This is a genomic window from Variovorax guangxiensis (assembly GCF_003952165.1).
In the GTDB taxonomy this organism is placed as follows: domain Bacteria; phylum Pseudomonadota; class Gammaproteobacteria; order Burkholderiales; family Burkholderiaceae_C; genus Variovorax; species Variovorax guangxiensis.
Genome location: NZ_RXFT01000001.1, coordinates 953,943 through 978,067, shown reverse-complemented (window position 1 = coordinate 978,067; position 24,125 = coordinate 953,943). Strand labels below are relative to the sequence as shown.

General features: G+C 70.5%; 23 protein-coding genes and 1 pseudogene. 7 read left to right on the top strand and 17 right to left on the bottom strand.

The annotated features are described in order from the left end of the window. Positions 1-100 precede the first annotated feature (100 nt). Positions 101-607: a universal stress protein gene (locus tag EJP67_RS04695; RefSeq protein WP_126019932.1), complete on the top strand. Its 507-nt coding sequence runs from the start codon at positions 101-103 to the stop codon at positions 605-607. Positions 608-611: 4 nt separating this feature from the next. On the opposite strand, the gene EJP67_RS04690 is transcribed toward EJP67_RS04695, so the two are convergent. The 8 genes from EJP67_RS04690 to EJP67_RS04655 all read right to left on the bottom strand — a co-directional run bounded on the left by EJP67_RS04690 (position 612) and on the right by EJP67_RS04655 (position 8,331). Then, positions 612-2,174, bottom strand: a complete 1,563-nt coding sequence (locus tag EJP67_RS04690) for a bifunctional aminoglycoside phosphotransferase/ATP-binding protein (RefSeq protein WP_126019929.1) — start codon at positions 2,172-2,174, stop codon at positions 612-614. A gap of 76 nt (positions 2,175-2,250) precedes the next feature. After that, complete coding sequence (locus tag EJP67_RS04685; protein ID WP_126019927.1) at positions 2,251-3,090, bottom strand: universal stress protein; 840 nt, start codon at positions 3,088-3,090, stop codon at positions 2,251-2,253. A gap of 132 nt (positions 3,091-3,222) precedes the next feature. Further along, positions 3,223-4,584: an FAD-binding oxidoreductase gene (locus tag EJP67_RS04680; RefSeq protein WP_126019924.1), complete on the bottom strand. Its 1,362-nt coding sequence runs from the start codon at positions 4,582-4,584 to the stop codon at positions 3,223-3,225. After that, positions 4,581-5,807 carry an SAM-dependent methyltransferase gene (locus EJP67_RS04675; RefSeq protein WP_126019922.1) on the bottom strand — a complete coding sequence of 409 codons (1,227 nt, stop codon included), beginning with the start codon at positions 5,805-5,807 and terminating at the stop codon, positions 4,581-4,583. Before EJP67_RS04675 ends, EJP67_RS04680 begins: the two co-directional genes overlap by 4 nt. 24 nt (positions 5,808-5,831) lie before the next feature. Beyond that, entirely contained in the window at positions 5,832-6,062 is a 231-nt protein-coding gene (locus EJP67_RS04670) for a hypothetical protein (protein WP_126019919.1), read from the bottom strand. Between the two features lie 93 nt (positions 6,063-6,155). After that, entirely contained in the window at positions 6,156-6,821 is a 666-nt protein-coding gene (locus EJP67_RS04665; protein ID WP_240650532.1) for a PRC-barrel domain-containing protein, read from the bottom strand. Positions 6,822-6,841: 20 nt separating this feature from the next. After that, positions 6,842-7,222 carry a hypothetical protein gene (locus EJP67_RS04660; protein ID WP_126019915.1) on the bottom strand — a complete coding sequence of 127 codons (381 nt, stop codon included), beginning with the start codon at positions 7,220-7,222 and terminating at the stop codon, positions 6,842-6,844. A gap of 71 nt (positions 7,223-7,293) precedes the next feature. Beyond that, positions 7,294-8,331 carry a zinc-dependent alcohol dehydrogenase family protein gene (locus EJP67_RS04655; RefSeq protein WP_126019913.1) on the bottom strand — a complete coding sequence of 346 codons (1,038 nt, stop codon included), beginning with the start codon at positions 8,329-8,331 and terminating at the stop codon, positions 7,294-7,296. A gap of 104 nt (positions 8,332-8,435) precedes the next feature. Between EJP67_RS04655 and EJP67_RS04650 the strand changes: the two genes are divergently transcribed. After that, entirely contained in the window at positions 8,436-9,692 is a 1,257-nt protein-coding gene (locus EJP67_RS04650; protein ID WP_126019911.1) for an MgtC/SapB family protein, read from the top strand. Positions 9,693-9,756: 64 nt separating this feature from the next. Here EJP67_RS04650 and EJP67_RS04645 read toward each other — a convergent pair. Beyond that, positions 9,757-11,556: pseudogene (locus tag EJP67_RS04645) on the bottom strand (adenosylcobalamin-dependent ribonucleoside-diphosphate reductase); the annotation flags it as partial. A gap of 146 nt (positions 11,557-11,702) precedes the next feature. Here EJP67_RS04645 and EJP67_RS04640 point away from each other — a divergent pair. Further along, the gene (locus EJP67_RS04640) at positions 11,703-11,969 is read left to right on the top strand and encodes a hypothetical protein (RefSeq protein ID WP_126019907.1); all 267 of its coding nucleotides are present in this window, start codon (positions 11,703-11,705) and stop codon (positions 11,967-11,969) included. Between the two features lie 2 nt (positions 11,970-11,971). Next, positions 11,972-12,811, top strand: coding sequence for a universal stress protein (locus EJP67_RS04635; RefSeq protein ID WP_126019905.1), 840 nt, complete (start codon positions 11,972-11,974; stop codon positions 12,809-12,811). A gap of 56 nt (positions 12,812-12,867) precedes the next feature. On the opposite strand, the gene EJP67_RS04630 is transcribed toward EJP67_RS04635, so the two are convergent. The 5 genes from EJP67_RS04630 to EJP67_RS04610 form a co-directional block, all read right to left on the bottom strand. Then, a complete protein-coding gene (locus EJP67_RS04630) occupies positions 12,868-13,200 on the bottom strand; it encodes a protealysin inhibitor emfourin (RefSeq protein WP_126019903.1) in 333 nt (110 codons plus the stop codon). Beyond that, positions 13,197-14,171 (bottom strand): hypothetical protein, encoded by a 975-nt coding sequence (locus EJP67_RS04625; RefSeq protein WP_126019901.1) that lies wholly within the window; start codon positions 14,169-14,171, stop codon positions 13,197-13,199. Before EJP67_RS04625 ends, EJP67_RS04630 begins: the two co-directional genes overlap by 4 nt. A gap of 22 nt (positions 14,172-14,193) precedes the next feature. Then, entirely contained in the window at positions 14,194-14,583 is a 390-nt protein-coding gene (locus EJP67_RS04620) for an RT0821/Lpp0805 family surface protein (RefSeq protein ID WP_126019899.1), read from the bottom strand. Between the two features lie 35 nt (positions 14,584-14,618). Then, entirely contained in the window at positions 14,619-15,803 is a 1,185-nt protein-coding gene (locus EJP67_RS04615; protein WP_126019897.1) for a DesA family fatty acid desaturase, read from the bottom strand. A 62-nt stretch (positions 15,804-15,865) separates the two neighbouring features. Continuing rightward, positions 15,866-17,275: a phenylacetate--CoA ligase family protein gene (locus tag EJP67_RS04610; RefSeq protein WP_126019895.1), complete on the bottom strand. Its 1,410-nt coding sequence runs from the start codon at positions 17,273-17,275 to the stop codon at positions 15,866-15,868. Positions 17,276-17,429: 154 nt separating this feature from the next. Here EJP67_RS04610 and EJP67_RS04605 point away from each other — a divergent pair, with 154 nt between their 5' ends. Beyond that, positions 17,430-20,093: a bifunctional acetate--CoA ligase family protein/GNAT family N-acetyltransferase gene (locus EJP67_RS04605; protein ID WP_126019893.1), complete on the top strand. Its 2,664-nt coding sequence runs from the start codon at positions 17,430-17,432 to the stop codon at positions 20,091-20,093. Here EJP67_RS04605 and EJP67_RS04600 read toward each other — a convergent pair. After that, positions 20,026-20,436 carry a cytochrome C gene (locus EJP67_RS04600; protein WP_126019891.1) on the bottom strand — a complete coding sequence of 137 codons (411 nt, stop codon included), beginning with the start codon at positions 20,434-20,436 and terminating at the stop codon, positions 20,026-20,028. The two genes, EJP67_RS04605 and EJP67_RS04600, sit on opposite strands and share 68 nt — an antisense overlap. Positions 20,437-20,574: 138 nt before the next feature. On the opposite strand from EJP67_RS04600, the gene EJP67_RS04595 reads away from it, so the two are divergent. Then, entirely contained in the window at positions 20,575-21,000 is a 426-nt protein-coding gene (locus EJP67_RS04595; RefSeq protein WP_126019888.1) for an Hsp20/alpha crystallin family protein, read from the top strand. Positions 21,001-21,076: 76 nt separating this feature from the next. Then, a complete protein-coding gene (locus tag EJP67_RS04590) occupies positions 21,077-22,003 on the top strand; it encodes a histone deacetylase family protein (protein WP_126019885.1) in 927 nt (308 codons plus the stop codon). Positions 22,004-22,054: 51 nt separating this feature from the next. Here the strand turns inward: EJP67_RS04590 and EJP67_RS04585 are convergent, their stop codons facing one another. Both EJP67_RS04585 and EJP67_RS04580 read right to left on the bottom strand, forming a co-directional pair. Then, a complete protein-coding gene (locus EJP67_RS04585; RefSeq protein WP_126019882.1) occupies positions 22,055-23,791 on the bottom strand; it encodes a cation acetate symporter in 1,737 nt (578 codons plus the stop codon). Next, positions 23,788-24,105 (bottom strand): DUF485 domain-containing protein, encoded by a 318-nt coding sequence (locus tag EJP67_RS04580; RefSeq protein ID WP_126019879.1) that lies wholly within the window; start codon positions 24,103-24,105, stop codon positions 23,788-23,790. The genes EJP67_RS04585 and EJP67_RS04580 overlap by 4 nt, the downstream gene beginning before the upstream one ends. Positions 24,106-24,125: the final 20 nt, after the last annotated feature.

Genomic DNA, 24,125 nt, shown 5'->3' with positions numbered 1-24,125 from the left:
GCCGCTCCTGCCGGGGAGCTGAGCGTTTGATCGATATCAAGCCGTCCGAGGCGCCCGTCCGGATACTGGTCCGACTCTTTCAACCCTCCGGAGTCGAGCCATGTACCAACGCATTCTTGTTCCCATCGACGGCAGTTCCACTTCCAGCCGCGGGCTGGACGAGGCCATCCAATTGGCCAGGCTCTCCGGCGGACGCCTGCGCCTGGCGCACGTGATCGACGAACTCTCGTTCGCGCTGGCCATGGATGCCTACGCTGGCTATGCCGGCAACTGGCTGGAGGAGCTGCGCGCCAACGCGCAGAAGCTGCTCGCTGACGGGTGCGCCAGAGCCGCCAAGGACGGCGTCGAGGCCGACAGCGTGCTGCTCGACAGCTTCAAGGGCAGCGTCCACGACCAGGTCATCGCCGCCGCGCAGGCGTGGAAGGCGGAGCTGATCGTCATCGGCACCCATGGCCGCCGTGGGCTCGGCCGCTGGGTCATGGGCAGCAGCGCGGAGCACATCCTGCGCATGGCGCCCGTTCCGGTGCTGCTGGTCCGCGCGCCCGAGAGCGCGAAGACCGAGCACGAACGCTTCACGCTGCCCAGCGGAGAGCTTGCCAGCCAGTGAGGATTCAGCAGCGCTCGAAGCCCGCCGAGCGCCACCGCGCCCGCAGCTGCTCGATGTCGACGGTGGCTTCGGTCGATACCTCGATGGCGGCCCTGCGCTCGTCCGCATCCAGCGGTTCGTGCGTGGCCAGCTGGCGCTCCAGCACGGCCAGCCCGGCTTCCGATGCATCCGTGCCCGTCGCGTCGCGCTCGGCCACACGGCGGCGCAGCGTGGCCGGCGTGGCGCTGCAGTCCAGTATCGAGAAAGGCACGCGCAGCTCCGTGGCCAGTGCCTCGAAGCCTTGCCGCTCGGCGCGCCGCAGGAAGGCCGCATCCACGATCACCGGGTAGCCCGCCAGCAGGGCATCGCGGGCGCAGGCGCGCAGCTTCTCGAAGGTCCGGCGGGTCGCCTCCGCGCCGTAGATGTCCAGGCCGGCGGCGGCGGAGCGCTCCAGCGGAGCAAGGCCGAACAGGCGCTTGCGCTCCACGTCGGAGCGCACGCGCACGGCGCCGGCGGCGCACAGCAGCTGCAGGGCGACACTGGACTTTCCGGAGCCCGAGAGGCCGTGCGCGATCATCAGCCGCGCTCCCTGCGCGCCCTCTTCCGGCTGCGCCAGCAGCCGCCGCGCGCTTGCCAGGTAGTCCGGCCCCTTCTTCTTCCCGTCACGATCGCCCGGTGCCATGCCCGAGGCCATGGCGCGCACCAGGGCCCTGTAGACCTCGTAGAAGCGCAGCACCTGCAGCCCCGCGTAGTCGCCGCTGTGCTGCAGCCAGCCATCGAGGAAGCGGAACGCGAACTCGCCATGGCCGTGCGCCTTCAGGTCCATGGTGAGGAAGGCGACGTCGCTCATGACGTCGATCCAGCGCAGGGCCGGATCGAACTCGATGCAGTCGAAGGGCGTGAGCGCGCCGTCGACCAGCACGACGTTGGCCAGGTGCAGGTCGCCATGGCATTCGCGCACGGCACCGGCCTGCTGGCGGGCGATCCAGGCCATGCGCAGTGCCTGCCCCTGCTCCTCGATCCACGCGCCGATCCCGGCGAGCGAGGCTGCACGGTCGGCCTCGCCCTCCTGCAGCTGGGCACGCAGGGAGGCCAGAACATCGTTCGCCGCGCGGACGACTGCGTCGGGCGCGCCGAAGCAGGAAACCGGCGCCGCGCGCTGCGCCTCTCCATGCAGGCCGGCCAGCCGCTTCGCGAAGCCGTCGAGCAGCCGGGGCTCCAGCGCGTTCGACACCAGCAGATTGCGCAGCAGCGCGGATTCGGCAAAGCGCCGCATGCGCACCACGTGGTCGATCGGCGTGCCTCCACCGCCGATGCGGGGCGACTCCCGCGTGCCGCAGACCGGCGCCACGTCGATGTAGAGCGTCGGTGCGAAGCGCCGGTTCAGGCGCAGCTCTTCCTCGCAGAAGTGCCTGCGCGACTCGACGCTGCCGAAGTCGAGGAACGGCAGCCGCACCGGCTTCTTGAGCTTCAAGGCCTGCGTCGGAGTCAGCAGCACCCAGGAGATGTGCGTTTCGACCAGCGCCACGGGTTGCCCGGTCTCTTGCTGCAGCTGCGCGCGCAAGGCGTCGATCAGTGTGGTGTCCATGGTGCGGGTTCGGGTCGAAGCCCGAGATGAATGACGGGAATGCAGGCGCCGCAAGCGACGCAGGCACCCGCAGCGCTCAGTGCGCCATCAGCACGGGCACGGTCATCTGCGCCAGTATCTGCCGCGTCACGCCGCCCAGTATCCGCTCGCGCAAGCGCGAATGGCTGTAGGCGCCCATCACGAGAAGGTCGGCGCCGAGGTCGGACACCCGCGAAAGCAGCGCGTCCGCAATGCCGATCTCGGTCACCTCCGACTCGGCGCGCGCCTGCACGCCGTGGCGCAGCAGGAACTGGATCATGTCGTGCGTCAACAGGCGCTGCGCGTCGTCCCCGTCGCGCGGGTGGCGCAGCGACAGCAGCGTGACGCGCACCCCGCGCAGGGCGGGCAGCGACGCGTGGAGGGCCACGGCCGCCTCGCGCGAGCCGTCCCAGGCCACCACGATGTTCTTCGGCACGCCGGAGAACTCGCCGGCCGAAGGAACCACGAGCACCGGCCGGCCGACTTCCATCAGCACATGCTCGGCAAGCCCGTGCACCGTGGTGTCCCGCCTGGCCGACTCGTCGCTCTGCCCCACCACGACGAGGTCGCTCGCATGGCCGTACCGGACCACTGCGTCCTCCGTGACGCCATCGACCAGCTGCACCTCGTACGACAGCGGCCCCGAGGCGGCGATGTCCTGCCTGAACTCGCGCGCGATGGCCTCGGCGCGGCGGCGCAGGTAGTCGGCCGATTCGGCGATGTAGTCGGTCATGCCGGTGGCGATGGCGTCCGCAGGGATGATGCCGTCGTACAGGCCGGTGGGAATCAGCCCTGTCAGATGACTCTCGTGCGCACGCGCCCACCGGGCCGCCAAAGCCGCGCGCACCGGGCTGCGGCCGGATCGGTCCAGGTGGACGAGGATGGTTCTGAAATTCATGTCTGCCCCGCAAGGTGGCGCGCCGAATCCCGGCGCGGGAACTGGAGGAAATACCGCAGAGGCACGGGCCTCGGGTGAATGTTCGTGCGTCCTGCGCGACCGGGTGTTGATGGCGATCAAGCCAGCGCCGTTTCAGCGCTTCAGCACACACTTCTCGTACAGGCGAGGCGCCAGCCCCTCGGGGTCGTAGCGGCGCTTCAGCGCGTCGTAGGCTTCCATGCCGTAGGCGCGGTCGAACTCCTCACGCGTGAAGAAGCTGTCGGAGTAGAGCGACTTGATGCCACCCAGGCGCACTACCTCCTGCTCGACCAGCCGGTTGAAGTGCCCCGCTTCGTGCGTCTCCCGGCTCTCGACCACGTCCCAGAAGCCGAAGTTGACGTACAGCGTGCCCGCGTCGAGCGGGTACAGCACGAAGCCCGCGCCGGGGTCCGGCACGTGCACCGGGCAGATCCAGACGGGAAGGATGCCGATCTCCCGCCCGAGGAACTCCAGGAAAGTGCGCGCGGAGCCGATCGGGATGTCGACGTCCTGGATGACGGATTCCACGTGCATCCCCCGCAGCGCGGCCATGCGCCTCGTCACGCCCCAGCGGGCATTCATGCGCATCAGCCGCGTGTAGGTGCGGGAGTTGAGATGGCTGCGGCCGAGCATGCGGCGCACCAGCGGGTGCTGCGCCGCGAAATTGCGCGAGCACCAGAACCAGTCGGTGTCCCAGCGCCACAGGTAGTCGCGCACGGCGAGATGGTCGACCGGCATCTCCAGCAGCGAACGGTAGTAGATGCGCTCGAATTCGTAGTTGCTCGTCCACGGCGCGTCGCGCTCGAAGCGCGCGACGTTCAGCACCATCGACCGGGGGCCGAACACCACGGCGTCGACGAAGTCGGCATCGCCCTCGGCCGCCTCGGCCAGCGCCGCGAAGAATTCAGCCGGATGCTGGTACGCGACGTGTTCCACCCGCACGAAGGGCTGCACCGGCTGGGTGCGCAGCACCAGCCGCAGCGCGTAGCCCAGCGAGCCGTACGAGTTCGGAAAGCCGAAGAACAGGTCGCGGTGCTCGTTGCCGGGCGTGCAGTGGACGATGCGGCCGTCCGGCAGCAGCACGTCGAGCTCCAGCATCGTGTGGTGAACCAGCCCCTGGCGCATCGACGTGGCCTCGATGCCCACGCCCGCCATCGCTCCGCCCGCGGTGATGGTCTTGAGCTGCGGCACCACCGCCGGCATCACGCCGTGCCGCAGCGTGGCGTCCACCAGCGTCTCGTAGGTCGCCATGCCCTCGACCTCGACCGTGCCGCGCGACGCGTCGACCTCGATGACATGATCGAACTCGCCGAGATCGATTCTTCGCCGGGGGCCGGCCTCGCGGTCGCGGAACAGATTCGAGGTGCGCTTCGCCAGCGCGATCGGCGCCCCCGGGCCCGCGCCGCCTTCGCGCATGGCGTCCAGCAGGCGGCCTTTGCGCGCCTCGTGGGCCAGCGCCTCGGTGCCGGGGTTCATTGCCCGGGCTCGTACAGATGCGCACGGTCCATCGGGTAGCTGCGCGGCGTCACGTTGCCCTTGCTGAAGACGACCTGGAACAGGTGCGTGTAGCCCGCGGCTGACCGGAACATCTCGGCGCAGCCGACCAGGTAAGTGCGCCAGACGCGCCGGAAGCGCTCGTCGAATCGCCGAGGATCGAGGCGCTGTATCGCTGGCCAGTGCTCATCGAAGCGCCGGGCCCAGGCATCGAGGGTCGGCGCGTAGTGCCGGCGGAGGTTCTCGATGTCCAGCACCTCCAGGCCGTTGCGCTCCATCTCCACGATCACGTCGGCGAGGCTGGGAATCCAGCCGCCCGGGAACACGTGCTTGCGGATAAAGAGCTCCGTCTCGAAGCGGCCCACGTGGCCGATGAAGTGCAGGATGCCGAGCCCGCCGGGCTTCAGGAACTCCGCATGGGCCCTTACCACCTCGGGCAGCTGGTCGCGCCCCGCATGCTCCAGGGTGCCGATGGAGACGACCTTGTCGTACTGCTCGTCGACGTCGCGAAAGTCGGCCTCGCGCACCTGCAGCGAGGCTTCGAGCCCGCGCCGCTCGATCTCGTCGCGCAGCCACTCGACCTGCTCCGTGGTGGTGTTGAGCCCGACGCCCGTGGCGCCGATCTTCTCCTGGGCGCGGAACATGAAGCCGCCGAAGCCGCAGCCGATGTCGATGAAGCGGTCTTCGGGGCCCAGCAGGATCTTGCGGCAGACGTGGTCGATCTTGTGGCGCTGCGCCTCCTCGAGGCTGCGCGTACCTTCGGGCCAGTAGCCGCAGGTGTACATCATGAGCGGATCGTCGAGCCACAGGCGGTAGAAGCCCGTGCCCAGCCCGTAGTGCGCACGGGCGTTGGCCTTCGCGTGGGCGGGGTCGCGGTTGGAGTGCCGCAGCTCGTGCAGGCTGTTCTCGATGCCGTTGAGCGCGCCGGCCCGGTGGTCGAAGCCAGCCGCCATGCCAGCCGCCAGCGCCGCGCCGAAATCGCCCTCCACATCCACTTCCTGGTCGAAATAGGCCTCCATCAGTCCGATGTGGCCGCGCGTCGCGGTGGCGAACAGGGCGGCCTCGGTGTGGAAGACGACGGTGAAGGCCGGCTCGCCCTCGCCGGCGCGGTGGCGGCTGCCATCGGGCATCGCGACGGCGAAGCAGGCCGCGGACCGCCGCCCCAGGTCGTCGAGCATGTTGCGCAGGGGCTGCGACAGCGTCATGGGAGCGCCCGGTTCCGCTTTGGCCTAGCCGTCCAGCGGCACGCCGCCGCCGAACCTGCAGATCCACTGGTCGGTGAGTTCGCGCTGCACGGCACCGAAGGAGCGCTGCAAGTCGGCCATCAGCTCCAGTTGCCTCAACTGCGCCTGCAGCGCGCTCCCCGCAATCGCGATCTGCCAGTTCATGATGGCCTGGAGGTAGCTGCCGTCAGGCGGCACCGGCTGCGTCTGGATGAGGGGGAAAGGTTCCGCGGGCATGAGAAATGTCTCCAAGAGTCTTCGGTCCATCCTAGGTACATGCCGCGGGCGCAGGTTGACGCACATCAAGCCGCGTGCGGCTCCCGGCTCCCTTCAGGCCGGCACGCCGCGCATCGCGCTTCGCAGGCGCGCCGCGGCCTGGCCGACCTGGGCTTCCGCGGCCTGCCATCGATCGGAGTCGGCGGCGTCCATCTCGGCCACCTTCTCCTCCACCGCCTGCACGGCCTGCCGCAGCGCGAGGATCTGCCGCTCCAGGCCCGCGCGGGCTTCGCCGCCCTCGCCGTGCGCCAGCTGGCGCTCCAGCCGCGCGATGGTCCGGCGTGCCCTGTCGGCGTCCTGCTGTGCCTGCTCGACGATCGCGCTCTGCGTGCGGGTGACGGGGGCATGCACGAACGCGGGCTGCAACGCCAGCGCCTGGCGATCGGCGTCGGGCAGCAGCAGGCGGCCGCCGCGCACCGCGAGCTGCGATGCCGGCACGGCGACCAGATGCCGCGAGCCCGAGGGGAAGGTTCCCATCTCGACGATCAGGAAGGTCACGCGCCTGTCGGTGCCGACGATCAGGTCCAGCGCCTTGCCGATCCGTTCGCCCGACACGTCGTACACGGCGCGCCCGAGGATGCTCTGCTTCGCGCTCCATCCCGGGATCAGCTGCCCGGTTTCGGTCAGCGTCGCACCCGTGCGCGTGGCTCCGGCCACCTGCGCGGCCGCGATGCCCGCGAGCGCGGACACCAGCCCCAGGGCGGCGAGACGGCGCAGCATCTTCACGGAACCGCTCCCGCTCAACCGGCCTTCATGGGCGCCGCCATGCCCTCGTGCATCGAGAAATACCGGCGGGCCAGGGCGACGAGCTCGTTGGTGCTCATGCGCTCCGCCGTCTCCCAGCCGACGATCTGCCCCGCCACTTCGGGCCGGTGCTTCTCGACGTAGTGACGAAAGTCGGCCTGCGCCATGCGGGAGCCGGTGACGAGCACCTGCGTGATCCCCTTCAGGGCATTGCAGACTTCGCCGAAGAACTCGTGTTCGCTGCGAACGCTGCTGCCGTGCTGGCGGGTGTAGCGCGCGTGCTCCCTGACCTGCCGCGCAAGGACCTGCGAAGCATCGAACTGGAAGACTTGCGCGGCGTGGTGATCGACCCAGGCGACGGCGTGGAAAAGCGACATGGCGGAGATCCGTACGAAGAAAAATAAAAAAGAATGAGAACGGGAAAGGCGCGGCAAGGCCTTTCGGGGCGCTACGCCTCGATGAGCACCTTCAGCGCATGCGTCTCGGCAGCGCGCGCGAAGGTGTCGTAGGCATCGATGACCTGGTCCAGCCGGAACCGGTGCGTGATCAGCCGGGCCGGGTCCACCTTGCGGGACTGCACCGTCTTCAGCAGCATGGGCGTCGAAACGGTGTCGACCAGCCGCGTGGTGATCGCGATGTTCTGCGACCACAGGCGCTCCAGGTGAAGGTCGGCCGCATGCCCGTGCACGCCGATGTTCGCGATGGTGCCGCCGGGCGCCACGATGTCCTGGCACAGCACGAAGGTGGCCGGTATGCCCACGGCCTCGATGGATACGTCCACACCGCGCCCGCCGGTCAGCGCGAGCACCGCCTCGGCCGCGTTGCCGCCGGTGCTGTTGATCGTGTGCGTGGCGCCGAAGCGGCGCGCGACCTCCAGCCTGCCCTCGTCCAGGTCGATGAGGATGATCTGCGAGGGCGAGTAGAACTGGGCCGTAAGCAGCGTGGCCAGCCCGATCGGGCCCGCCCCGACGATGGCCACCGTGCTGCCGGGCGCCACCTTGCCGTTGAGCACGCCGCATTCGAAGCCGGTGGGCAGGATGTCGCTGAGCATCACCAGCGCTTCCTCGTCCACGCCGGCCGGCACCGGGTAGAGGCTGGTGTCGGCGTGCGGGATGCGCACGTACTCGGCCTGCGTGCCATCGATGGTGTTGCCCAGGATCCAGCCGCCGGTGGCGCAGTGCGAATACATGCCGCGGCGGCAGTTCTCGCACTTGCCGCACGACGAGATGCACGAGATCAGCACATGGTCGCCGGGGTGGAACGCGGTCACGCCGGTGCCCACGGTCTCGACCACGCCCACGCCCTCGTGGCCGAGGATGCGACCCGGCGTGCAGCTGGGCACGTCGCCCTTGAGGATGTGCAGGTCGGTGCCGCAGATGGTGGTCTTGAGGATCCGGACGATGGCGTCGCCCGGCGCCTGGATTTCCGGCTTGGGACGGTCTTCGAGCGACTTCAGGCCGGGGCCCTGGTATACGAGTGCTTTCATGCCCCCGCACGTTATGCCCCCGGTGGCGCGGCCGGCTTGATCCAGCGCAAGGAACTCCGGCGCTCGCGCCTTGACGCGGCCCGGCGGCCGGAGAGACTGCGTGCATGAACCTCCCCAGCCCTTCGGCCGCGATCGTCGGACTCGCCGTGGCCCTGGGCATCGGCCTCGTGATCGGCATCGAGCGCGAGCGCCGCAAGGGCGACGGCGAGCGCCGCGCGGCTGCGGGACTGCGCACCTTCGCCATCGTGGCGCTGGCGGGTGCCATCGCGCAGATCCTGCCCGTCGCGTCGCTGGTGCCCATCGGTGGCGCGCTCGTCGCCGCGCTGGCCGCGGTGTCGCACTGGAAGAGCCGTTCGCCGGACCCCGGCATGACCACCGAGATCGCCCTTTTCGCGACCTACCTGATCGGCGTGCTGTGCGTTCTCCAGCCGGGGCTGGGCGCAGCCTGCGGGATGGGCCTGGCGCTGCTGCTCGCGGCGCGCCGGAGGCTGCACCTGTTCGCCACGCAGCTGCTGAGCGAGCAGGAACTGCACGACGGCGTCCTGCTGGCGGCGCTCGCCCTGATCGCGCTGCCGCTCATACCCTCGCGGCCCATCGAGATGCTCGGCGGCATCAACCCCCGGCCGCTGGCCTCGATGGTGCTGCTGATCATGGCGATGCAGGCCGCCGGACAGGCGGCGGTGCGATGGCTCGGCGTGCGCGGTGGCCTGCTGGGTGCCGGCTTCGCGTCGGGCTTCGCCTCCAGCACCGCCACGGTGGCCTCGTTCGGCCATCGCGCGCGCGAGCAGCCGCTGCACACGGGCCTTCTGGCGGGCGCCGCGGCACTGTCGGCCGTCGCCACCTGGGTCCTGGCGCTCGCGATGGCCGGCGCACTCTCCCCGCAGGCGGGCGCCGCCCTGCTGCCCGTGGCGCTTGCCGGTGCGGCGGGTGCCGTGGCCGTCGGCCTGCTGCCGCTGCTGACTTCACGCGACGCGGTGGCGGTCGAGCCGCCCGCCACGCAGCGCAGTGCCTTGCGTCCGCGCGAAGCGCTCGCCGTCGCGCTCGCCCTGGCGCTCGTCGCGCTGATGGTGGGCTCGGCGCAGCGGCACTTCGGCGAGGCCGGCCTGCAGGTCGGCATCGCGCTCGCGGCGCTGGTCGATGCGCATGCCCCCGTGGCCTCGCTCGCATCGCTGCACGCGGCCGGCACATTGCAGACCGACCATTTCATCCGGGGCGTGCTGGTGGCCGTCGGAACCAACACGCTCACGCGCTGCGCGGTTGCCCTGGGCGCCGGCGGCAAGGCCTATGCGCTGCGCGTGGGTGCGGCGCTCGTGGCCAGCCTGGGCTGCGCGTGCATCGCGGCCATCTGGCTGCGGAGCTGATCTCCATCAGGTGTGGATCAGGCCGGGCTCAGGCCGAGGCCACCGGCGCCGTACACCCGCTGCACGCCGGCCGCACGGGGGCTTCCAGCACCGAGCCTCGCAGCGGGTTGGGCCTGTAGGTGGCCAGGCCCTTGAGCCCCAGCCGCCAGGCCTGCATGTAGAGATCCTTGAAGTCCTCGTACGGGCAGTCCTCGGGCACATTGACCGTCTTGGAGATGGCCGCGTCGACGTAGGGCGCCACCGCAGCCACCATCTCCACGTGCGCCGCGGGGCTCATCTCCAGCGCTGTGACGAAGGCAGGACCGAGCGCCGCCCGCGGGCCCCTGTACAGCCGGTACAGCCTCAGCGCGTGGTCCTCGACTTCGTACTCACGCGCTCCGCCGTCCGGCAGCCGTTTGCGCCGCGCGAAGGTCCAGGCGAAGGCCGGCTCGATGCCGTTGCTCACGTTGTCCGAGAAGGCCAGGCTGATGGTGCCCGTGGGCGCGATCGACAGCAGATGCGAGTTGCGCATGCCCCAGGCGCGGATGCGCGTCTTCATCGGCTCGGGCAGCCGTGACGCGAAGCTGCCCCGCCCGAGGTACTGGCCGGCATCGAACAGAGGGAATGCTCCGCGCTCCCGGGCCAGCGCGCACGAAGCGGCATAGGCCGCGTCGCGCAGCAGCCGCGCGATGCGCAGGGCGGCGGCGCGGCCCGGTGGCGCGTCGTAGCGCAGGTTGAGCATGACCAGCGCGTCCCCCAGGCCGGTGAAGCCCAGGCCGATGCGCCGCTTCAGCATCGCCTCGCGGCCCTGGCGCCCGAGCGGCCAGGCGGTGATGTCCAGCACGTTGTCGAGCATGCGCACCGCCAGCCCGGCGAGGCGGGAGAAGGCTTCCTCGTCGAAGCGCGCGGCGGGCTCGAAGGGGTCCTTCACGAGGCGCGTCAGGTCGATCGACCCCAGGCAGCAGCTGCCGTAGGGCGGCAGGGGCTGCTCGCCGCACGGGTTCGTGGCGTCGAGCGTCTCGCAGCCGGAGAGGTTGTTGTCGGCGTTGATGCGGTCCAGGAAGAGCGCGCCGGGCTCTCCGTGCGCATAGGCCGATCGCATGATGCGGTCCCACAGCGCCCGCGCCGGCCGGCGGGCATATACCCACAGTCCGTCGTCGCGCCGGTGCTGTTGTTCGCTGCGGATGCGGGGGCCGGGTTCGGCCCGATGCACCAGCTCGACCTCCCTGTCGTCGAGCACGGCCAGCATGAAGGCATCGGTCAGCCCCACCGACAGGTTGAAGTTGCTCAGTTCGCCGTCGTCCTTCGCTCCCACGAAGGCCTCGATGTCGGGATGGTCGCAGCGCAGCACGCCCATCTGCGCGCCCCGCCGCGCCCCGGCCGACTCCAACGTGCGACAGGAGCAGTCGAAGACGCGCATGAACGGCACCGGCCCCGAGGCGCTGGAACGGGTGCCGGCCACCCAGGCCCCGTGCGGGCGGATGCGCGAGAAGTCGTAGCCGACACCGCCGCCCATGCGCATGGTCTCGGCAGCCTCCGCCAGCGCGACATAGATGCCCGGATAGCCCTCGTCGTCGCCGGTGATCGAGTCGCCCACGGGCTGAACGAAGCAGTTGATCAGGGTGGCCGTCAGCGCCGTGCCCGCCGCCGACTGGATGCGCCCCGCGGGCACGAAGCCGTCGCGCAATGCCTGCAGGAAGCGCGCCTCCCAGGCTTCGCGCTCGCCGGCTTTCTCGGCCTGTGCCAGGGCCCGCGCCACCCGGCGGTGGATGTCGTCGATGCCGTGCTCGCCGTCCTGCGCGTACTTCTCCATCAGCACGTCGCGGCAGATCGGCTGGACGGGCAGTTCGGGGAGTCTCGGGCTGTCGACGGTGAAGCTTGTCATGGCCATCGGCGGAAGGTCGGGCACCCATGATGGGTGCGCGCCCCGCCGCGGCCTTGATCCATCGCAAGGCCGTGGCCGCTTCGAACTCCTAGAGTGAATCGGACCCCGCACACACGGACACATCCACTCAGAGGAGAAGCAAACCCATGCCACGTCACTACCGGCTCGCCGACATCACGGTCCGGATTCCCTTCGGGACCAGGGAGCAGGGGCGCATCGCCTTGCTCCAGGCCGCGGGCATTCCCGTGGATGCGGGCGGCGAGCTCGCACGGGGCTTCCTGCACGAGCGGGCGCCCTTGAGGTTCGGCGCCGATTCGATCTGCCGCTGGTTCGACACCGACGGCACCGACCTCATGCCGGTCATGCCGTCCATGGCGGCCGCCGACCACTCATCCGCCGCGCGCGCAATCTGACCATGAGCACGCTTCGTTCGATCCTCGTCCATCTCGACGGCACGGACCGCGCCGAGGTGCGCCTGCGTCTGGCGCACCGCCTCGCGGCCCTGCACGAGTCGGCCTTGACCGCGCTCTTCGCGGTGTCGCCGTCCGTGCTGGCGGTGCTGCCGATGATCGGCGGCCTGCCTCCCATGCCGATGGCCGGAGACATAGACCCCGACCACCGCGCCCACGCCGCAGCGGTGTTCGAGCGCCTGCTGCAGGACCACGCCAGCCGCAGCGACTGGCGCGAGCTGCGCGGCGAGCCCGTCGTCGAGAGCTTCGTGCAGCATGCGCTGACCAGCGATCTCATGGTGCTCGGGCAGCGCGATCCGCGCGACAAGGCCGGCTTCGACGTGCCGGCCGATTTCGTCGAGGCGGTGGTGCTCGCCAGCGGCAAGCCGGCGCTGGTCGTGCCGTTCGCGGGCAGGGTGTCGCCGAACCCCGCAAAGGTGCTGGTCGCGTGGCGCGGCGCGCGCGAGTCGGCCCGCGCGCTGGAGACCGCCCTGCCCCTGCTGCGCTCGGCGCAGGAGGTCCACCTGGTGGCCGCGATGAGCGCCGCGGATCCCGCCCACGGCACGACGATGTCGAGGCTGCGCGACTACCTTCGCCTGCACGGCGTCAGGCAGACGCGGGAGCACAAGGCGCCCGCCGAAGACAGGCACGCCGGCGAGGCGTTGCTGTCGCTGGCACAAGAGACCGGCGCCGGCCTGATCGTCATGGGCGCCTATGGCCACAGCCCTGCGCGCGAACTCGTGCTCGGGGGCGCCACGCGCACGGTGCTGGAATGGGCCGCCGTTCCGGTCTGGATGGCGCACTGAAGAGCCGCCCCACGTGCCCCCACCTGCCCCCACCTGCCCTCACCCGCCGGAGCTGCTCATCCGGCTTCCTTCCACATCCAGGCCAGGGATTCGGGCGCCTGCTCTTCCGGCACCTCGAAGCTGATCGCCGGACGCGCCGCGATGCCGCAGTCGTCCACCAGGATTTCTACACGGTAGGAGCGCCGGTCTCCACCCTGCGCGCCCGCGCCGCCTTCCGAGCCGCACGATGCGGCATCGCGCAGCGCCTGCCCGATGCGTTGTCTCGCGACCGCGTCGCAGCCGTCGAGGCTGAAGCTGCGGGGCCGCGAAAGCCCGGGCGTCCAGGCAAGGCCGCCGTCCCGCGCGATGCGCACGGCCCGGATGCTGTCCAGCGGCGGCAGCTCGATCATGGCGTTGCGATCCGGCTGCCCCACGCCGTCGCGGCGAACGCCTCGACGAAGCGCTGCAGCTCGTCGCGCGGCAGCCTGTCGATGCCGGCAGCGCGCGCACGGCCGGCGCCGCCGAACCGGCTGCACAGCGCGTGGGCGCCGTCCGGGCGTGCCTGCGGAGCGCGGACGCTGACGACATAGTCTTCGCCGCGCGCCGCGAGCACCGCATGTGCGAGCTCCGGCTCGCTGCTGGCCAGCTCGTTGGCCAGGCAGCCCTGCACGCGGCGGCTCCACGGGGCATCCGGCAGCACGCGCACGCTGCCGCCGGCGCCCTGCCAGATCGGCGCGGTGCCCACGGCCTGGCGGAGGTCGGCGTGGCGCAGCGCATCGATTTCGTCGACGATGCTCTCGTGCGCCAGCATGTCGCGCGGGTCGCGGTAGCGCACCATCAACGCGTACAGCAGGCGCGGGGCGATGCACACGTCCTGCTCATGCTCGCCGTAGGCGTTGTAGTTGATCAGCATGCCCAGCCGCCGCAGCCCCGCGCAATCGCCGGGCTCGAAGCCGCCGCCGAGCGCCAGCCTGTCGGCCACGGCGGCCATGTTGTCGCCATGGATCCCGACCAGCGCCCAGGCGCGGAAGGCACCGCCCAGGTGGCGATCGACGAGCAGGCTGGTGCAGACCGCGCTCGCCTCGTCGATGTGCGCCTCGAGATGCGGGTGCTGCGGCACCTCGCCCGCGGCATGGTGGTCGAAGTAGCGCACGTGCGCGCCCTCGTCGAGCAGGCGCAGGAGACCGGCACGGTTGCGCAGCATCGAGATGTCGAACACATTGACTTCGTCGCCGGTCCCTGCCGGGACGCCCTGCAGCAGCGCGATGTCGCGCTTGAGGCCCGTCACCAGCCGGACCGCGCCGGGCCTGTGCAGCCGCCACTGCACGGCCGCGCAAAGACCGTCGGCGTCGCCGTTGCAGACATCGAACCTCGTTGCCATCGCGCAGCCCTGCCTGCGCGCCTCAGGCGGGAATGCGCCAGGAGCCGTCGCTCTGGCGGCATGCGCTGCCGCCGATGCCGTCGGGGCGGCCGCCCACCGTCACTTCGAGCCGGAATTCGCGGCAGCGGACGCCGCCGCGGTCGAAACTGCGCGTGGGCGTGAAGACGAAGCTGTCGCCGGTATCGCGATTGCGCCAGGCCGAAGACTCGCCGTTCGAAAGGGTCTCGAGCGCGCTCGCCGCACGGCGGCGGTCGCCGTCGTCCATCGACCTTGCCGCCACGCTGCCGGGCGCGGAAGCCGCGAGCGAGCCGGTGAGCATGGCGCCGCCCGGCGCGCCCGGCGGAAGGCCGCCGCAGGCTGCCACGAGGACGGCGGCCACGATGGAAACCGAAACTGCCGCAACGGGCTTCATCCGCAACTCCTCGGCGTCGGTGCTTTCGAGTGCGTTCAGGCGTATGAACGCAGCCGGCGCGAAAAATCCGCCAGTGGCGCGATGCCGCTCGCCTCGGCGCGCTGGCACCAGTCCTGCAACTGCCTGGCGAGTTGCTCGCCCGTGGCGGTGGAACGGCTCCACAGTGCGGTCAGCTCGCCGCGCATCGAATACATCGTAGCCAGCGGCTGCGAGGCCTTCAACGCCTGCATCACCTGCCGCTGCCGCGAAGGCCCGAGCAGGCCCTGGTCCTTGCCGAGCCAGGGCTTGACGGCCTTCAGCGCGCGCGCGGCCTCCGGCGAAATGCCGCGCAGTCGGCCGAGTTCGGCCACGCAGGCTTTCTTCAGCGAGCGCGTGTAGTTCGACAGCACGTCGTAGTGGCAGCGGATGATCGCCTGCACCGTGGCCAGGTCGACGTTCGCCTTGGGCGCGACCAGCCGCGGTGTGGGCGCCACATGCTTCACGCGGGCCAGGCCCAGCGCCTGCAGCGTGCGGATGTAAAGCCAGCCGATGTCGAACTCGAACCACTTGCTCGACAGCTTCGCCGAGGCCGGAAAGGCATGGTGGTTGTTGTGCAGTTCCTCCCCGCCGATCAGGATGCCGACCGGAAAGATGTTCGTGCTGGCGTCGCGGGCCGGCCAGTTGCGGTAGCCCCAGTAGTGGCCGATGCCGTTGACCACGCCGGCCGCCCAGAACGGAATCCACGCGATCTGCACGAGCAGCACCAGCGCGCCCGGCACGGCGCCGAAGAGCGCCATGTCCACGAGGCCCATGAGCACGATGCCCAGGATCTTGTGCTTCGAGTAGAGATGCCGCTCCAGCCAGTCGTCGGGCGTGCCGTGGCCGTAGCGTTCCAGGGTCTCGGTGTGCCGCGCCTCGCGCATGTAATAGAACACCCCTCCCCACAGCACGCGGTTGAGCCCGTGCACCTGCGGGCTGTGCGGGTCTTCGGGGGTCTCGCACTTCGCGTGATGCTTGCGGTGCACCGCGGCCCACTCGCGGGTCACCATGCCGGTGGTCAGCCAGAGCCAGAAGCGGAAGAAGTGGCTCGCCGCGGGGTGCAACTCGAGCGCGCGGTGCGCCTGGTGGCGGTGCAGGAAGATGGTGACGGACGCGATGGTGACGTGCGTGAGCGCGAGCGCGGCCAGCAGCACGCCCCACCACGGAAGATCCAGGACGCCGGAGTAAAGCAGGGATTGCATTCATACCTCTTGAACAGTGCCGGCGATTCTGCGGACCGCCGCGGCGCGGACCTTGATGCAGGTCAACACCCGCCGCCCGGTTTTGCGGCCTGCGAGACCACCCGCCGGAACTTGCCGCTGCGCCCGCACTTCGTGCTCTCGCCCGCGCGGCACTGGATGCGCACGCCCCTCGCTCCCTGTGCTTCGAGGAACGCCGCGAGAGCCTCGCGGGCCTTGTGCAGGGTCCGCTGCGCCTTCTCTCCCACTGCACGGGTTTTCAGCAGCAGGTCGCGCGGCCCCTGCTGCACCAGCTGGAAGTCGAACAGGCCGGCCTCCTCCTCGAGCACCGTGCTCACCGCCAGCGGCACCACCTGCACCGCCGGCATGCCGGCGCCGCCGGGCAGGCACAGCGTGTCGTCGTCGCGGCCGTGCACCTCGATGGCCGGCAGGTGCGATCCGCATCCGCAGGGCTCGGCCAGCAGCCTGACCCGGTCGCCAAGGTCGTAGCGGATCAGCGGCTGCAGGTGGTTGGCCAGGTTGGTCAGCAGGGTCGTGCTTCCTGCGTGGCCGGACGGCACCGCCCGGCCGTGCGCGTCGACCGGCTCCAGGATGGCCCAGTCGCTGTTCAGGTGCAGCACGCCCCGCGAGCATTCGAAGGCCAGCGACAGGAACTCCGACGCGCCGTAGCTGTTGGCCACCGGGCAGGCGAACGCCTCCCTCAGGAAGACGCGGCCTGCCTCGGAAAGCGTTTCGCCGCCGGTCCAGATCTCGCGCGGCGAGGCCTTCAGCCGGCCGGCCTCCCGCTCCTGCGCGAGCACGATGGCGGCGCTGGGATAGGTGGCCACCACCGTGGGGCCGAACGCATCGATCTCGGCGCACAGCCTTTCCAGCGGCTGCAGGAAGGACATGCCGCGCAGGCGCGGCGCAAGGCCGGGCTGCAGGCGGCGCAGCCGCTCGACCGATACGGTGCTCGCGAAATGCCCGCCGGTCGCGCCCACGAAGGCGATGCGCTCGGTCAGGCTCCATGGGTCGAACAGCCGGTCGAGGGGCCGTAGCAGCGGCCGGCGCAGCGCCTCCAGCGCGTCGTACACGGCCATCGCGCGCGCGTCCTGCACGAAGATCGCGGGCTCGCCCGTGCTGCCCGAGCTTTCCCATGCCGTGTAGGGCCCGAGGCAGTCGGCCGCGATGTTCGCCGGCTCGGCGACGAAGCGGCGCAGTGCCGGCAGCGAGAGCACCGGGTCGCAGACCCAGTCGGCGAACTCGTGCATCAGTTCCGCCTTGCGGGACACCGGCAACTCTTCCAGCCGCACCGTGGCCGGATCGCAGCCGGCCAGCAGGCGCCGGTACCGCGGCGAATGGGCCGCCGCGGCGGCGACCAGTTCCGCCAGCCTCTGCGAGCGCAGCGCGGCGAGCGCTCCCGCGCCCGCGTTCGTGGCCATCGAGACCTCGGCCGCGATCACGTACGCCTGCCACGGATCAAATATCGGCGGCATCGGGCACGGCTCCGGGCGAACGGGTATCCATGGCGAATTCCTCGGCCACGGAGCTTGCGCCCTTGCCGGCGCGACGGGTTGACGTGCATCAAGCCGGCGGGCCGTTGCACCTTGCACGATGGCGTGCCCCGCCACTCATGCCGCCTTCAACGCAATGAGCATCCGCCACCTGGACCGCCTGCTGTCGCCGGCCTCCGTCGCCGTGTTCGGCGCTTCCAACCGGCCCGCCAGCGTCGGCGCCACGGTGTGGCGCAACCTGCGCGCCGGCGGCTTCAAGGGCGCGGTGCACGGGGTGAACCCGAAACATGGCTCGCTGGACGGCGTGCCCGTCTTCCCCGACGCGGCGCACCTGCCCGCCGCGCCCGACCTGGCGCTGATCTGCACGCCCCCGGCCACCGTGGCGCCGCTGGTCGCCGAGCTGGGCGCGCTGGGCACCCGCGCGGCGGTGATCATCACGGCCGGCCTGGACCCGAGGCAGAAACAGGCCGCGCTGGATGCGGCCCGCCCCTTCACCCTGCGGCTGCTGGGCCCCAACTGCCTGGGTCTGCTGAGCCCCCACATCGGCCTGAACGCCAGCTTCGCTCACACCGACGCGCTGGCGGGCGACGTGGCCTTCGTCTCGCAGTCGGGCGCACTGGTCACGGCCGTGCTCGACTGGACGCGCAGCCGCGGCGTGGGCCTGTCGCACCTGGTCTCGCTGGGCGAGCACTGCGACGTCGACTTCGGCGACCTGCTCGACCACCTCGCCAGCGATGCGCGCACGCGATCGATCCTGCTGTACGTGGAGTCCATCGAATCGCCGCGCAAGTTCATGTCGGCCGCGCGCGCGGCGGCCCGCAACAAGCCGGTGATCGTGCTGAAGGCCGGACGTGCCGGCCACGGAATTGCCGCCGCTGCCTCGCACACGGGGGCGTTGGCGGGCTCCGACGCGGTCTACGACGCCGCGCTGCGGCGCGCCGGAATGCTGCGCGTCGACACGCTGCAGGAGCTCTTCGTCGCCGCGGAAACCCTGTCGCGCTTCCGGGGCAACGGCGACGGCAGGCTCACGGTCATGACCAATGGCGGAGGCGCCGGCGTGATGGCGGCCGACGCGGCCGCGCGCGAGGGCGTGGCGCTGGCCGACCCCGGCTGCGCGCTGCTCGCCCGCCTCGACGCGCTGCTTCCGGCGAACTGGTCGCGCGCCAACCCCATCGACATCATCGGCGACGCTCCGGCCGAACGCTACGCCGAGACGCTCGGCGCGCTGCTGGCCGACGCGTCGGCCGGCGCGGTGCTCTTCATGCATGCGCCCACAGCCATCGTGCGCAGCGAGGACATCGCGCGCGCCTGCCTGCCGCTGGTGCGCGGCCACGCCTCGCGCGTGATGAGCGCCTGGCTCGGCGACGATGCGGTGGCCCAGGCGCGCAGGCTCTTCGAGGATGCCGGCGTGGCCGACTACGCCACGCCCGAAGAGGCGGTGCACGCCTTCGCGATGCTGCAGACCTACAGGCGCAACCAGGAGATCCTGATGGAGACGCCGGGCGCCGGCAACGGCGCCGTGCCGGACGCCGCCGCGGTGCGCGCCACGCTGGGCTCGGCGCTGGCCGAGCAGCGCGAATGGCTCGGCGAACAGGAGGCCAAGTCGCTCCTGCGGGCCTACGGCATCGAGACGGTGCCCACCGTCGCCGTCGCGCCGACGGCCGGGGCGGCCGTCGAGGCTGCCAAGGGGCTGGGATACCCGGTGGCGCTGAAGATCCTCTCGCGCGACATCACGCACAAGTCGGACGTCGGCGGCGTGCGGCTGGGCCTGTGCGACGAAGCCGCGCTGCGCGTCGCGGCTGGCGAGATGCTCGAGGCGGTGAGGAACGCCAGGCCGCTGGCGCGGATCGACGGCTTCACCGTGCAGCACTCGGTGCATCGCCCGCATGCGCAGGAGATCATCGTCGGCGCCAGCGTCGACCCGGTCTTCGGCCCGGTGATCCTGTTCGGCCATGGCGGCACGGCCGTCGAGGTCGCAGGCGACACGGCCGTCGCGCTGCCGCCGCTGAACCGCGCGCTCGCCGCGGAACTGGTGTCGCGCACGCGCGTGTCGCGCCTGCTGGCGGGCTATCGCGACCATCCGCCGGCCCGGCTCGATGCGCTGCACGACGTGCTCGTCGCGGTCTCGCGGATGCTGGCCGACCTGCCGCAGCTGGCGGAGCTGGACATCAACCCGCTGTGGGTCGACGAGAACGGGGCGCTGGCGCTCGACGCGCGCATGCGGGTGTCGCGCATGCCGGCGCACGGCACCGGGCGCTTCGCGATACTGCCCTACCCCGACCAGTGGGTGCGCACGCAGACATGGAACGGGCGCGATATCGTGGTCAGGCCGATCAGGCCCGAGGACGAGCCGCAGCACCGGAGCTTCCTGGAGTCGCTGGACGCGGAGGACATGCGCATGCGGTTCTTCTCGGTGCGCAAGGAAATGGCCCGCAGCGAACTCGCGCGGCTGACCCAGATCGACTACGACCGGGAGATGGCCTTCATCGCCGAGGACATCGATGCGCAGGGCCATGCCCGCACGCTGGGCGTGGCCCGCACGGTGAGCGACCCCGACAACGTCGAGGCCGAGTTCGCCATCGTCGTGCGCTCCGAGCTCAAGGGCCAGGGCCTGGGCGCGATCCTGTTCGACCGGCTGATCGAGCACGCGCGCAGCCGCGGCACGGCACGGCTGGTGGGCGTCGTGCTGCGCGAGAACGCCCGCATGCTGAAGCTCGCGGCCGCGATGGGCTTCAAGGCCGATCCGGCGGAGCCGCCCTCGTCGGGCCTGCGCCGGATGGTGCTGCAGCTGAGGGCTTGAGCAGGCTGGTCGCGCTCGGCGGCGTGAAGCCATAGAAGCGGTCGTTCAGGTAGCGGGCGACTTCCATGATGTCCTGGTCGCGCCAGCCCAGCGAGGAGGCCTGCTGCCAGCGCCGCACCTGCTCTTCGAGGCTGTCCCAGTCGTTGACCAGCTTCCTGCCGCGCCAGTGCATCTTCTCGTTGTGGCAGGCGACGCAGTTGGTGTTGTAGAGCAGCTCGCCCCGGGACTGGGCCCAGGCGGGGCCGCCGAACAGCCCCGGACCGGCCGCCAGCGCGAGCGCAACGGCCGGCATGGTCCGGGCGGCCGCGCGGCGGGCTTCGGACAGGAAGGGAATCCGGCGCATGGGGCTCTCCTTTTCGATCGTGGACGATGGATCGCATCGTCTCGCGGCGACCGCCGTTGCGCTTGATCCAGCGCAACGGAACTCCGGCGGCGAGCGCCTAGATTGAAGCTCCCCCAACCCACTCATGGAGCAAAGCGCATGAACACCGCACTGTCCCGCCTGGACCGCATCGAAAACCTCTTTCCCGACATGATGCGCCGCTGGGCGCGTCCCCTGCAGCTGATCGACGGGGCCGACCTGCCGGCCGACATCCGGCTCGACATCGACGAGAACGACAAGGAATACCTCGTCACCGCCGAGATTCCCGGCGCCAAGAAGGAGGATGTGCGCGTCTCCATCGACGGCAGCTACGTCTCCATCTCGGCCGAAGTCAGGAAGGACGAGGAAAAGAAGCAAGGCCGCTCCATCGTCCGCGAGACCTATCGCGGCAGCATGTCGCGCGGCTTCTCGCTGGCCAGCGAAGTCGACGACAAGACCGCCGTGGCGAAGCTCGAGGACGGCGTGCTGCACCTCACGCTGCCCAAGCGCGAAGGCTCGGCCCGCACCACGCTGAAGATCCAGTAGCCGTCGCGCGACCGGCGCCGCCGGCAGCGGGCTCCCCGCGAGGGCCGCCCGGCTTTCGAAGAAGCAAGGAGCCCGCATGCTGAGCGCCTACATCACCCACGCAGACTGCGCGCGCCACGACATGGGCGCGGGCCATCCGGAAAGCCCCGAGCGGCTTTCCGCCATCCACGACCGTCTGCTGATCGCGGGCCTGCTCGACTACATGGCCCCGTACGACGCCCCGCTTGCCACGCAAGCCCAGTTGGCGCGCGCCCACACGATGTCGCATGTGCGCGAACTCGTCGCGATGGCACCCGCCGAGGGACATCGCTTCGTCGACCCCGACACCCTGATGAACCCGCACACCCTGCAGGCCGCGCTGCGCGCCGCCGGGGCCGCGGTGCTGGCCACCGACCTTGTGCTGGCCGGCGAGGCGCCCACCGCCTTCTGCAACGTGCGCCCGCCGGGCCATCACGCCACGCGTGACGCGGCCATGGGCTTCTGCTTCTTCAACAACGTGGCGGTAGGCATCCGCCACGCGCTGGACGTTCACGGCCTGAAGCGCGTGGCCCTGATCGACTTCGACGTGCACCACGGCAACGGCAGCGCAGACATCTTCCGCGACGACGAACGCGTGCTCATGTGCTCGATCTTCGAGAAGGGCATCTACCCTTTCGCGGGCGAGGACGACAGCGGCCCGCGGATGGTGAACATCGGGCTGCCCTCGCGCTCGGGCGGCGACGCGTTCAGGGCGGCAGTCACCGGGCACTGGCTGCCGGCGCTCGAAGCCTTCGCGCCGCAGCTCGTGTATGTCTCGGCGGGCTTCGACGGGCACAGGGAGGACGACATGGGCAACCTCGGCCTGGTGGAAAACGACTACGCCTGGGTCACCCGGCAGCTCATGGAGGTGGCGCTGCGCCATTGCGGCGGGCGCGTGATCTCGTGCCTCGAAGGCGGCTATGCGCTGAGCGCCCTCGCCCGCAGCGCCGCGGCGCATGTCAAGGTACTGATAGGCGCCGACTGAGCCCGGTGGCGCGGACTCAAGGCCGGGCGCCCGCGCGCCCGACACACCGGTTCAGTGCCCGCTCGGACCGTGCGCGCCGATGCCGGTTTCCGAACGCACCTGCTGCGCCAGGAAGCCGCCCCGGTCGACCTGCGCACGCGCGCTGCGGTCGAGCACCGAGAACAGCCAGATGCCCACGAAGGCGATGCTCATCGAGAACAGGCACGGCGAGGTGTACGGGAACAGCGAGGAACCGGCCGGGTTGCCGAAGGTGGCCTCCCACACCGAGGGCGACACCACCGTGAGAGCCACGGAGGACACCAGCCCGAGGAAGCCGCCGATCACCGCCCCGCGCGTGGTGCAGCCCTTCCAGAGCACCGACATGAAGAGCACCGGGAAGTTGGCCGAGGCTGCGATGGCGAAGGCCAGCGACACCATGAAGGCGATGTTCTGCTTCTCGAAAACGATGCCCAGCAGTACCGCGAGCGCGCCGAGCGCGAGCGTGGTGATCCTGGACACCCGCAGCTCGGCCGCGCTGCCCGCGTCGCCCTTCCTGATGACGGTGGCGTACAGGTCGTGCGAGACGGCCGAGGCGCCCGAGAGCGTGAGGCCCGCCACCACGGCCAGGATCGTGGCAAAGGCCACGGCCGAGATGAAGCCGAGGAACACGTTGCCGCCCACTGCGCTCGCCAGGTGGATCGCCGCCATGTTGCCGCCGCCCCTGAGCAGGCCCTTGGCGTCGAGGAAGTCCGGATTCGTCAGCACGAAGGTGATGGCGCCGAAGCCGATGATGAAGGTCAGCAGGTAGAAGTAGCCGATCCATCCGGTCGCCCACATGACCGACTTGCGCGCTTCCTTCGCGCTGGGCACGGTGAAGAAGCGCATCAGGATGTGCGGCAGCCCGGCCGTGCCGAACATGAGCGCCATGCCGAAGGAGATGGCGGAGATCGGGTCCTTCACGAAATTGCCCGGCCCCATGATCGACTGGCCGATGCTCGCGGCCACCTCGGCGGTCTTGCCGTCCTTCAGCGCCAGGTCGGTCTTGACCTTGACTGCGCCCGCGAACATCGCCTCGGGGCTGAAGCCGAAGTGCCAGAGCACAGAGATCGCCATGAAGCTCGCGCCGCCCAGCAGCAGGCCGGCCTTGATGATCTGCACCCAGGTCGTGGCCGTCATGCCGCCGAAGAGCACGTACACCATCATCAGCGAGCCGACGATGACCACCGCCACCCAGTACTCGAGGCCGAAAAGCAGCTTGATCAGCTGCCCCGCGCCCACCATCTGCGCGATCAGGTAGAACGCGACCACCACGAGCGTGCCGGAGGCCGCGAAGATGCGCACCGGCGTCTGCGCGAAGCGAAAGGCCGCCACGTCGGCGAAGGTGAACTTGCCGAGGTTGCGCAGCCGCTCCGCCATCAGGAAGGTGATGACCGGCCAGCCCACGAGGAAGCCGATGGAGTAGATCAGCCCGTCGTAGCCCGAAGCCATCACCGCCGCCGAGATGCCGAGGAACGACGCCGCCGACATGTAGTCGCCGGCGATGGCGAGCCCGTTCTGGAAACCCGTGATGCCGCCGCCGGCCGTGTAGAAGTCGGACGCCGAGCGGGTGCGCGCCGCAGCCCACTTGGTGATGAAGAGGGTCGCCACCACGAAGAGGCCGAACATGCCGATGGCGGTCCAGTTGGTGGCCTGCTTCTGCAGCTGGCCCATGTCGGCGCCGGCCGCGAGAGCCGCCGCACCGAGGGCCGACAGTGCACAGAAAACCGCTGCGGATCGCGCACGCAGGATGGTCGAGGAACGCAGGCTCATGGCTTGTTCCCCTTCACGGCCTTGACCACCGCATCGGAGAGCGCGTCGAACTCGGCGTTCGCACGGCGCACGTAGTAGGCGGTGATCGCCACGGTGAACACGATCACGCCGAAGCCGAGCGGCATGCCCAGGGTCATGACGCCGTCGCCGATGCGCCGCGCCAGGAATTCCTTGTCGAAGGCCACCAACAGCACGAAGCCGTAGTACGCGGCGAGCATCAGCACCGCGAGTGTCCAGCCGAAGCGGTCGCGCCGGCGCTTGAGTTGCTGGTACTTGGGGTGGGCGGCGATGCGCGCGGCCAGGTCGTCTTCCATGGAGTCTCCTTGTTTGCGAT

Excerpts from the sequence above, each read along its gene's own strand:
- EJP67_RS04600 (WP_126019891.1), bottom strand. The coding sequence starts at position 20,436 with ATGCGCCGGATTCCCTTCCTGTCCGAAGCCCGCCGCGCGGCCGCCCGG.
- EJP67_RS04680 (WP_126019924.1), bottom strand. The coding sequence starts at position 4,584 with ATGAACCCCGGCACCGAGGCGCTGGCCCACGAGGCGCGCAAAGGCCGC.
- EJP67_RS04675 (WP_126019922.1), bottom strand. The coding sequence starts at position 5,807 with ATGACGCTGTCGCAGCCCCTGCGCAACATGCTCGACGACCTGGGGCGG.
- EJP67_RS04650 (WP_126019911.1), top strand. The coding sequence starts at position 8,436 with ATGAACCTCCCCAGCCCTTCGGCCGCGATCGTCGGACTCGCCGTGGCC.
- EJP67_RS04595 (WP_126019888.1), top strand. The coding sequence starts at position 20,575 with ATGAACACCGCACTGTCCCGCCTGGACCGCATCGAAAACCTCTTTCCC.
- EJP67_RS04685 (WP_126019927.1), bottom strand. The coding sequence starts at position 3,090 with ATGAATTTCAGAACCATCCTCGTCCACCTGGACCGATCCGGCCGCAGC.
- EJP67_RS04630 (WP_126019903.1), bottom strand. The coding sequence starts at position 13,200 with ATGATCGAGCTGCCGCCGCTGGACAGCATCCGGGCCGTGCGCATCGCG.
- EJP67_RS04690 (WP_126019929.1), bottom strand. The coding sequence starts at position 2,174 with ATGGACACCACACTGATCGACGCCTTGCGCGCGCAGCTGCAGCAAGAG.
- EJP67_RS04605 (WP_126019893.1), top strand. The coding sequence starts at position 17,430 with ATGAGCATCCGCCACCTGGACCGCCTGCTGTCGCCGGCCTCCGTCGCC.
- EJP67_RS04610 (WP_126019895.1), bottom strand. The coding sequence starts at position 17,275 with ATGCCGCCGATATTTGATCCGTGGCAGGCGTACGTGATCGCGGCCGAG.
- EJP67_RS04655 (WP_126019913.1), bottom strand. The coding sequence starts at position 8,331 with ATGAAAGCACTCGTATACCAGGGCCCCGGCCTGAAGTCGCTCGAAGAC.
- EJP67_RS04590 (WP_126019885.1), top strand. The coding sequence starts at position 21,077 with ATGCTGAGCGCCTACATCACCCACGCAGACTGCGCGCGCCACGACATG.
- EJP67_RS04580 (WP_126019879.1), bottom strand. The coding sequence starts at position 24,105 with ATGGAAGACGACCTGGCCGCGCGCATCGCCGCCCACCCCAAGTACCAG.
- EJP67_RS04660 (WP_126019915.1), bottom strand. The coding sequence starts at position 7,222 with ATGTCGCTTTTCCACGCCGTCGCCTGGGTCGATCACCACGCCGCGCAA.
- EJP67_RS04670 (WP_126019919.1), bottom strand. The coding sequence starts at position 6,062 with ATGCCCGCGGAACCTTTCCCCCTCATCCAGACGCAGCCGGTGCCGCCT.
- EJP67_RS04695 (WP_126019932.1), top strand. The coding sequence starts at position 101 with ATGTACCAACGCATTCTTGTTCCCATCGACGGCAGTTCCACTTCCAGC.
- EJP67_RS04615 (WP_126019897.1), bottom strand. The coding sequence starts at position 15,803 with ATGCAATCCCTGCTTTACTCCGGCGTCCTGGATCTTCCGTGGTGGGGC.
- EJP67_RS04625 (WP_126019901.1), bottom strand. The coding sequence starts at position 14,171 with ATGGCAACGAGGTTCGATGTCTGCAACGGCGACGCCGACGGTCTTTGC.
- EJP67_RS04635 (WP_126019905.1), top strand. The coding sequence starts at position 11,972 with ATGAGCACGCTTCGTTCGATCCTCGTCCATCTCGACGGCACGGACCGC.
- EJP67_RS04665 (WP_240650532.1), bottom strand. The coding sequence starts at position 6,821 with ATGCTGCGCCGTCTCGCCGCCCTGGGGCTGGTGTCCGCGCTCGCGGGC.
- EJP67_RS04640 (WP_126019907.1), top strand. The coding sequence starts at position 11,703 with ATGCCACGTCACTACCGGCTCGCCGACATCACGGTCCGGATTCCCTTC.
- EJP67_RS04620 (WP_126019899.1), bottom strand. The coding sequence starts at position 14,583 with ATGAAGCCCGTTGCGGCAGTTTCGGTTTCCATCGTGGCCGCCGTCCTC.
- EJP67_RS04585 (WP_126019882.1), bottom strand. The coding sequence starts at position 23,791 with ATGAGCCTGCGTTCCTCGACCATCCTGCGTGCGCGATCCGCAGCGGTT.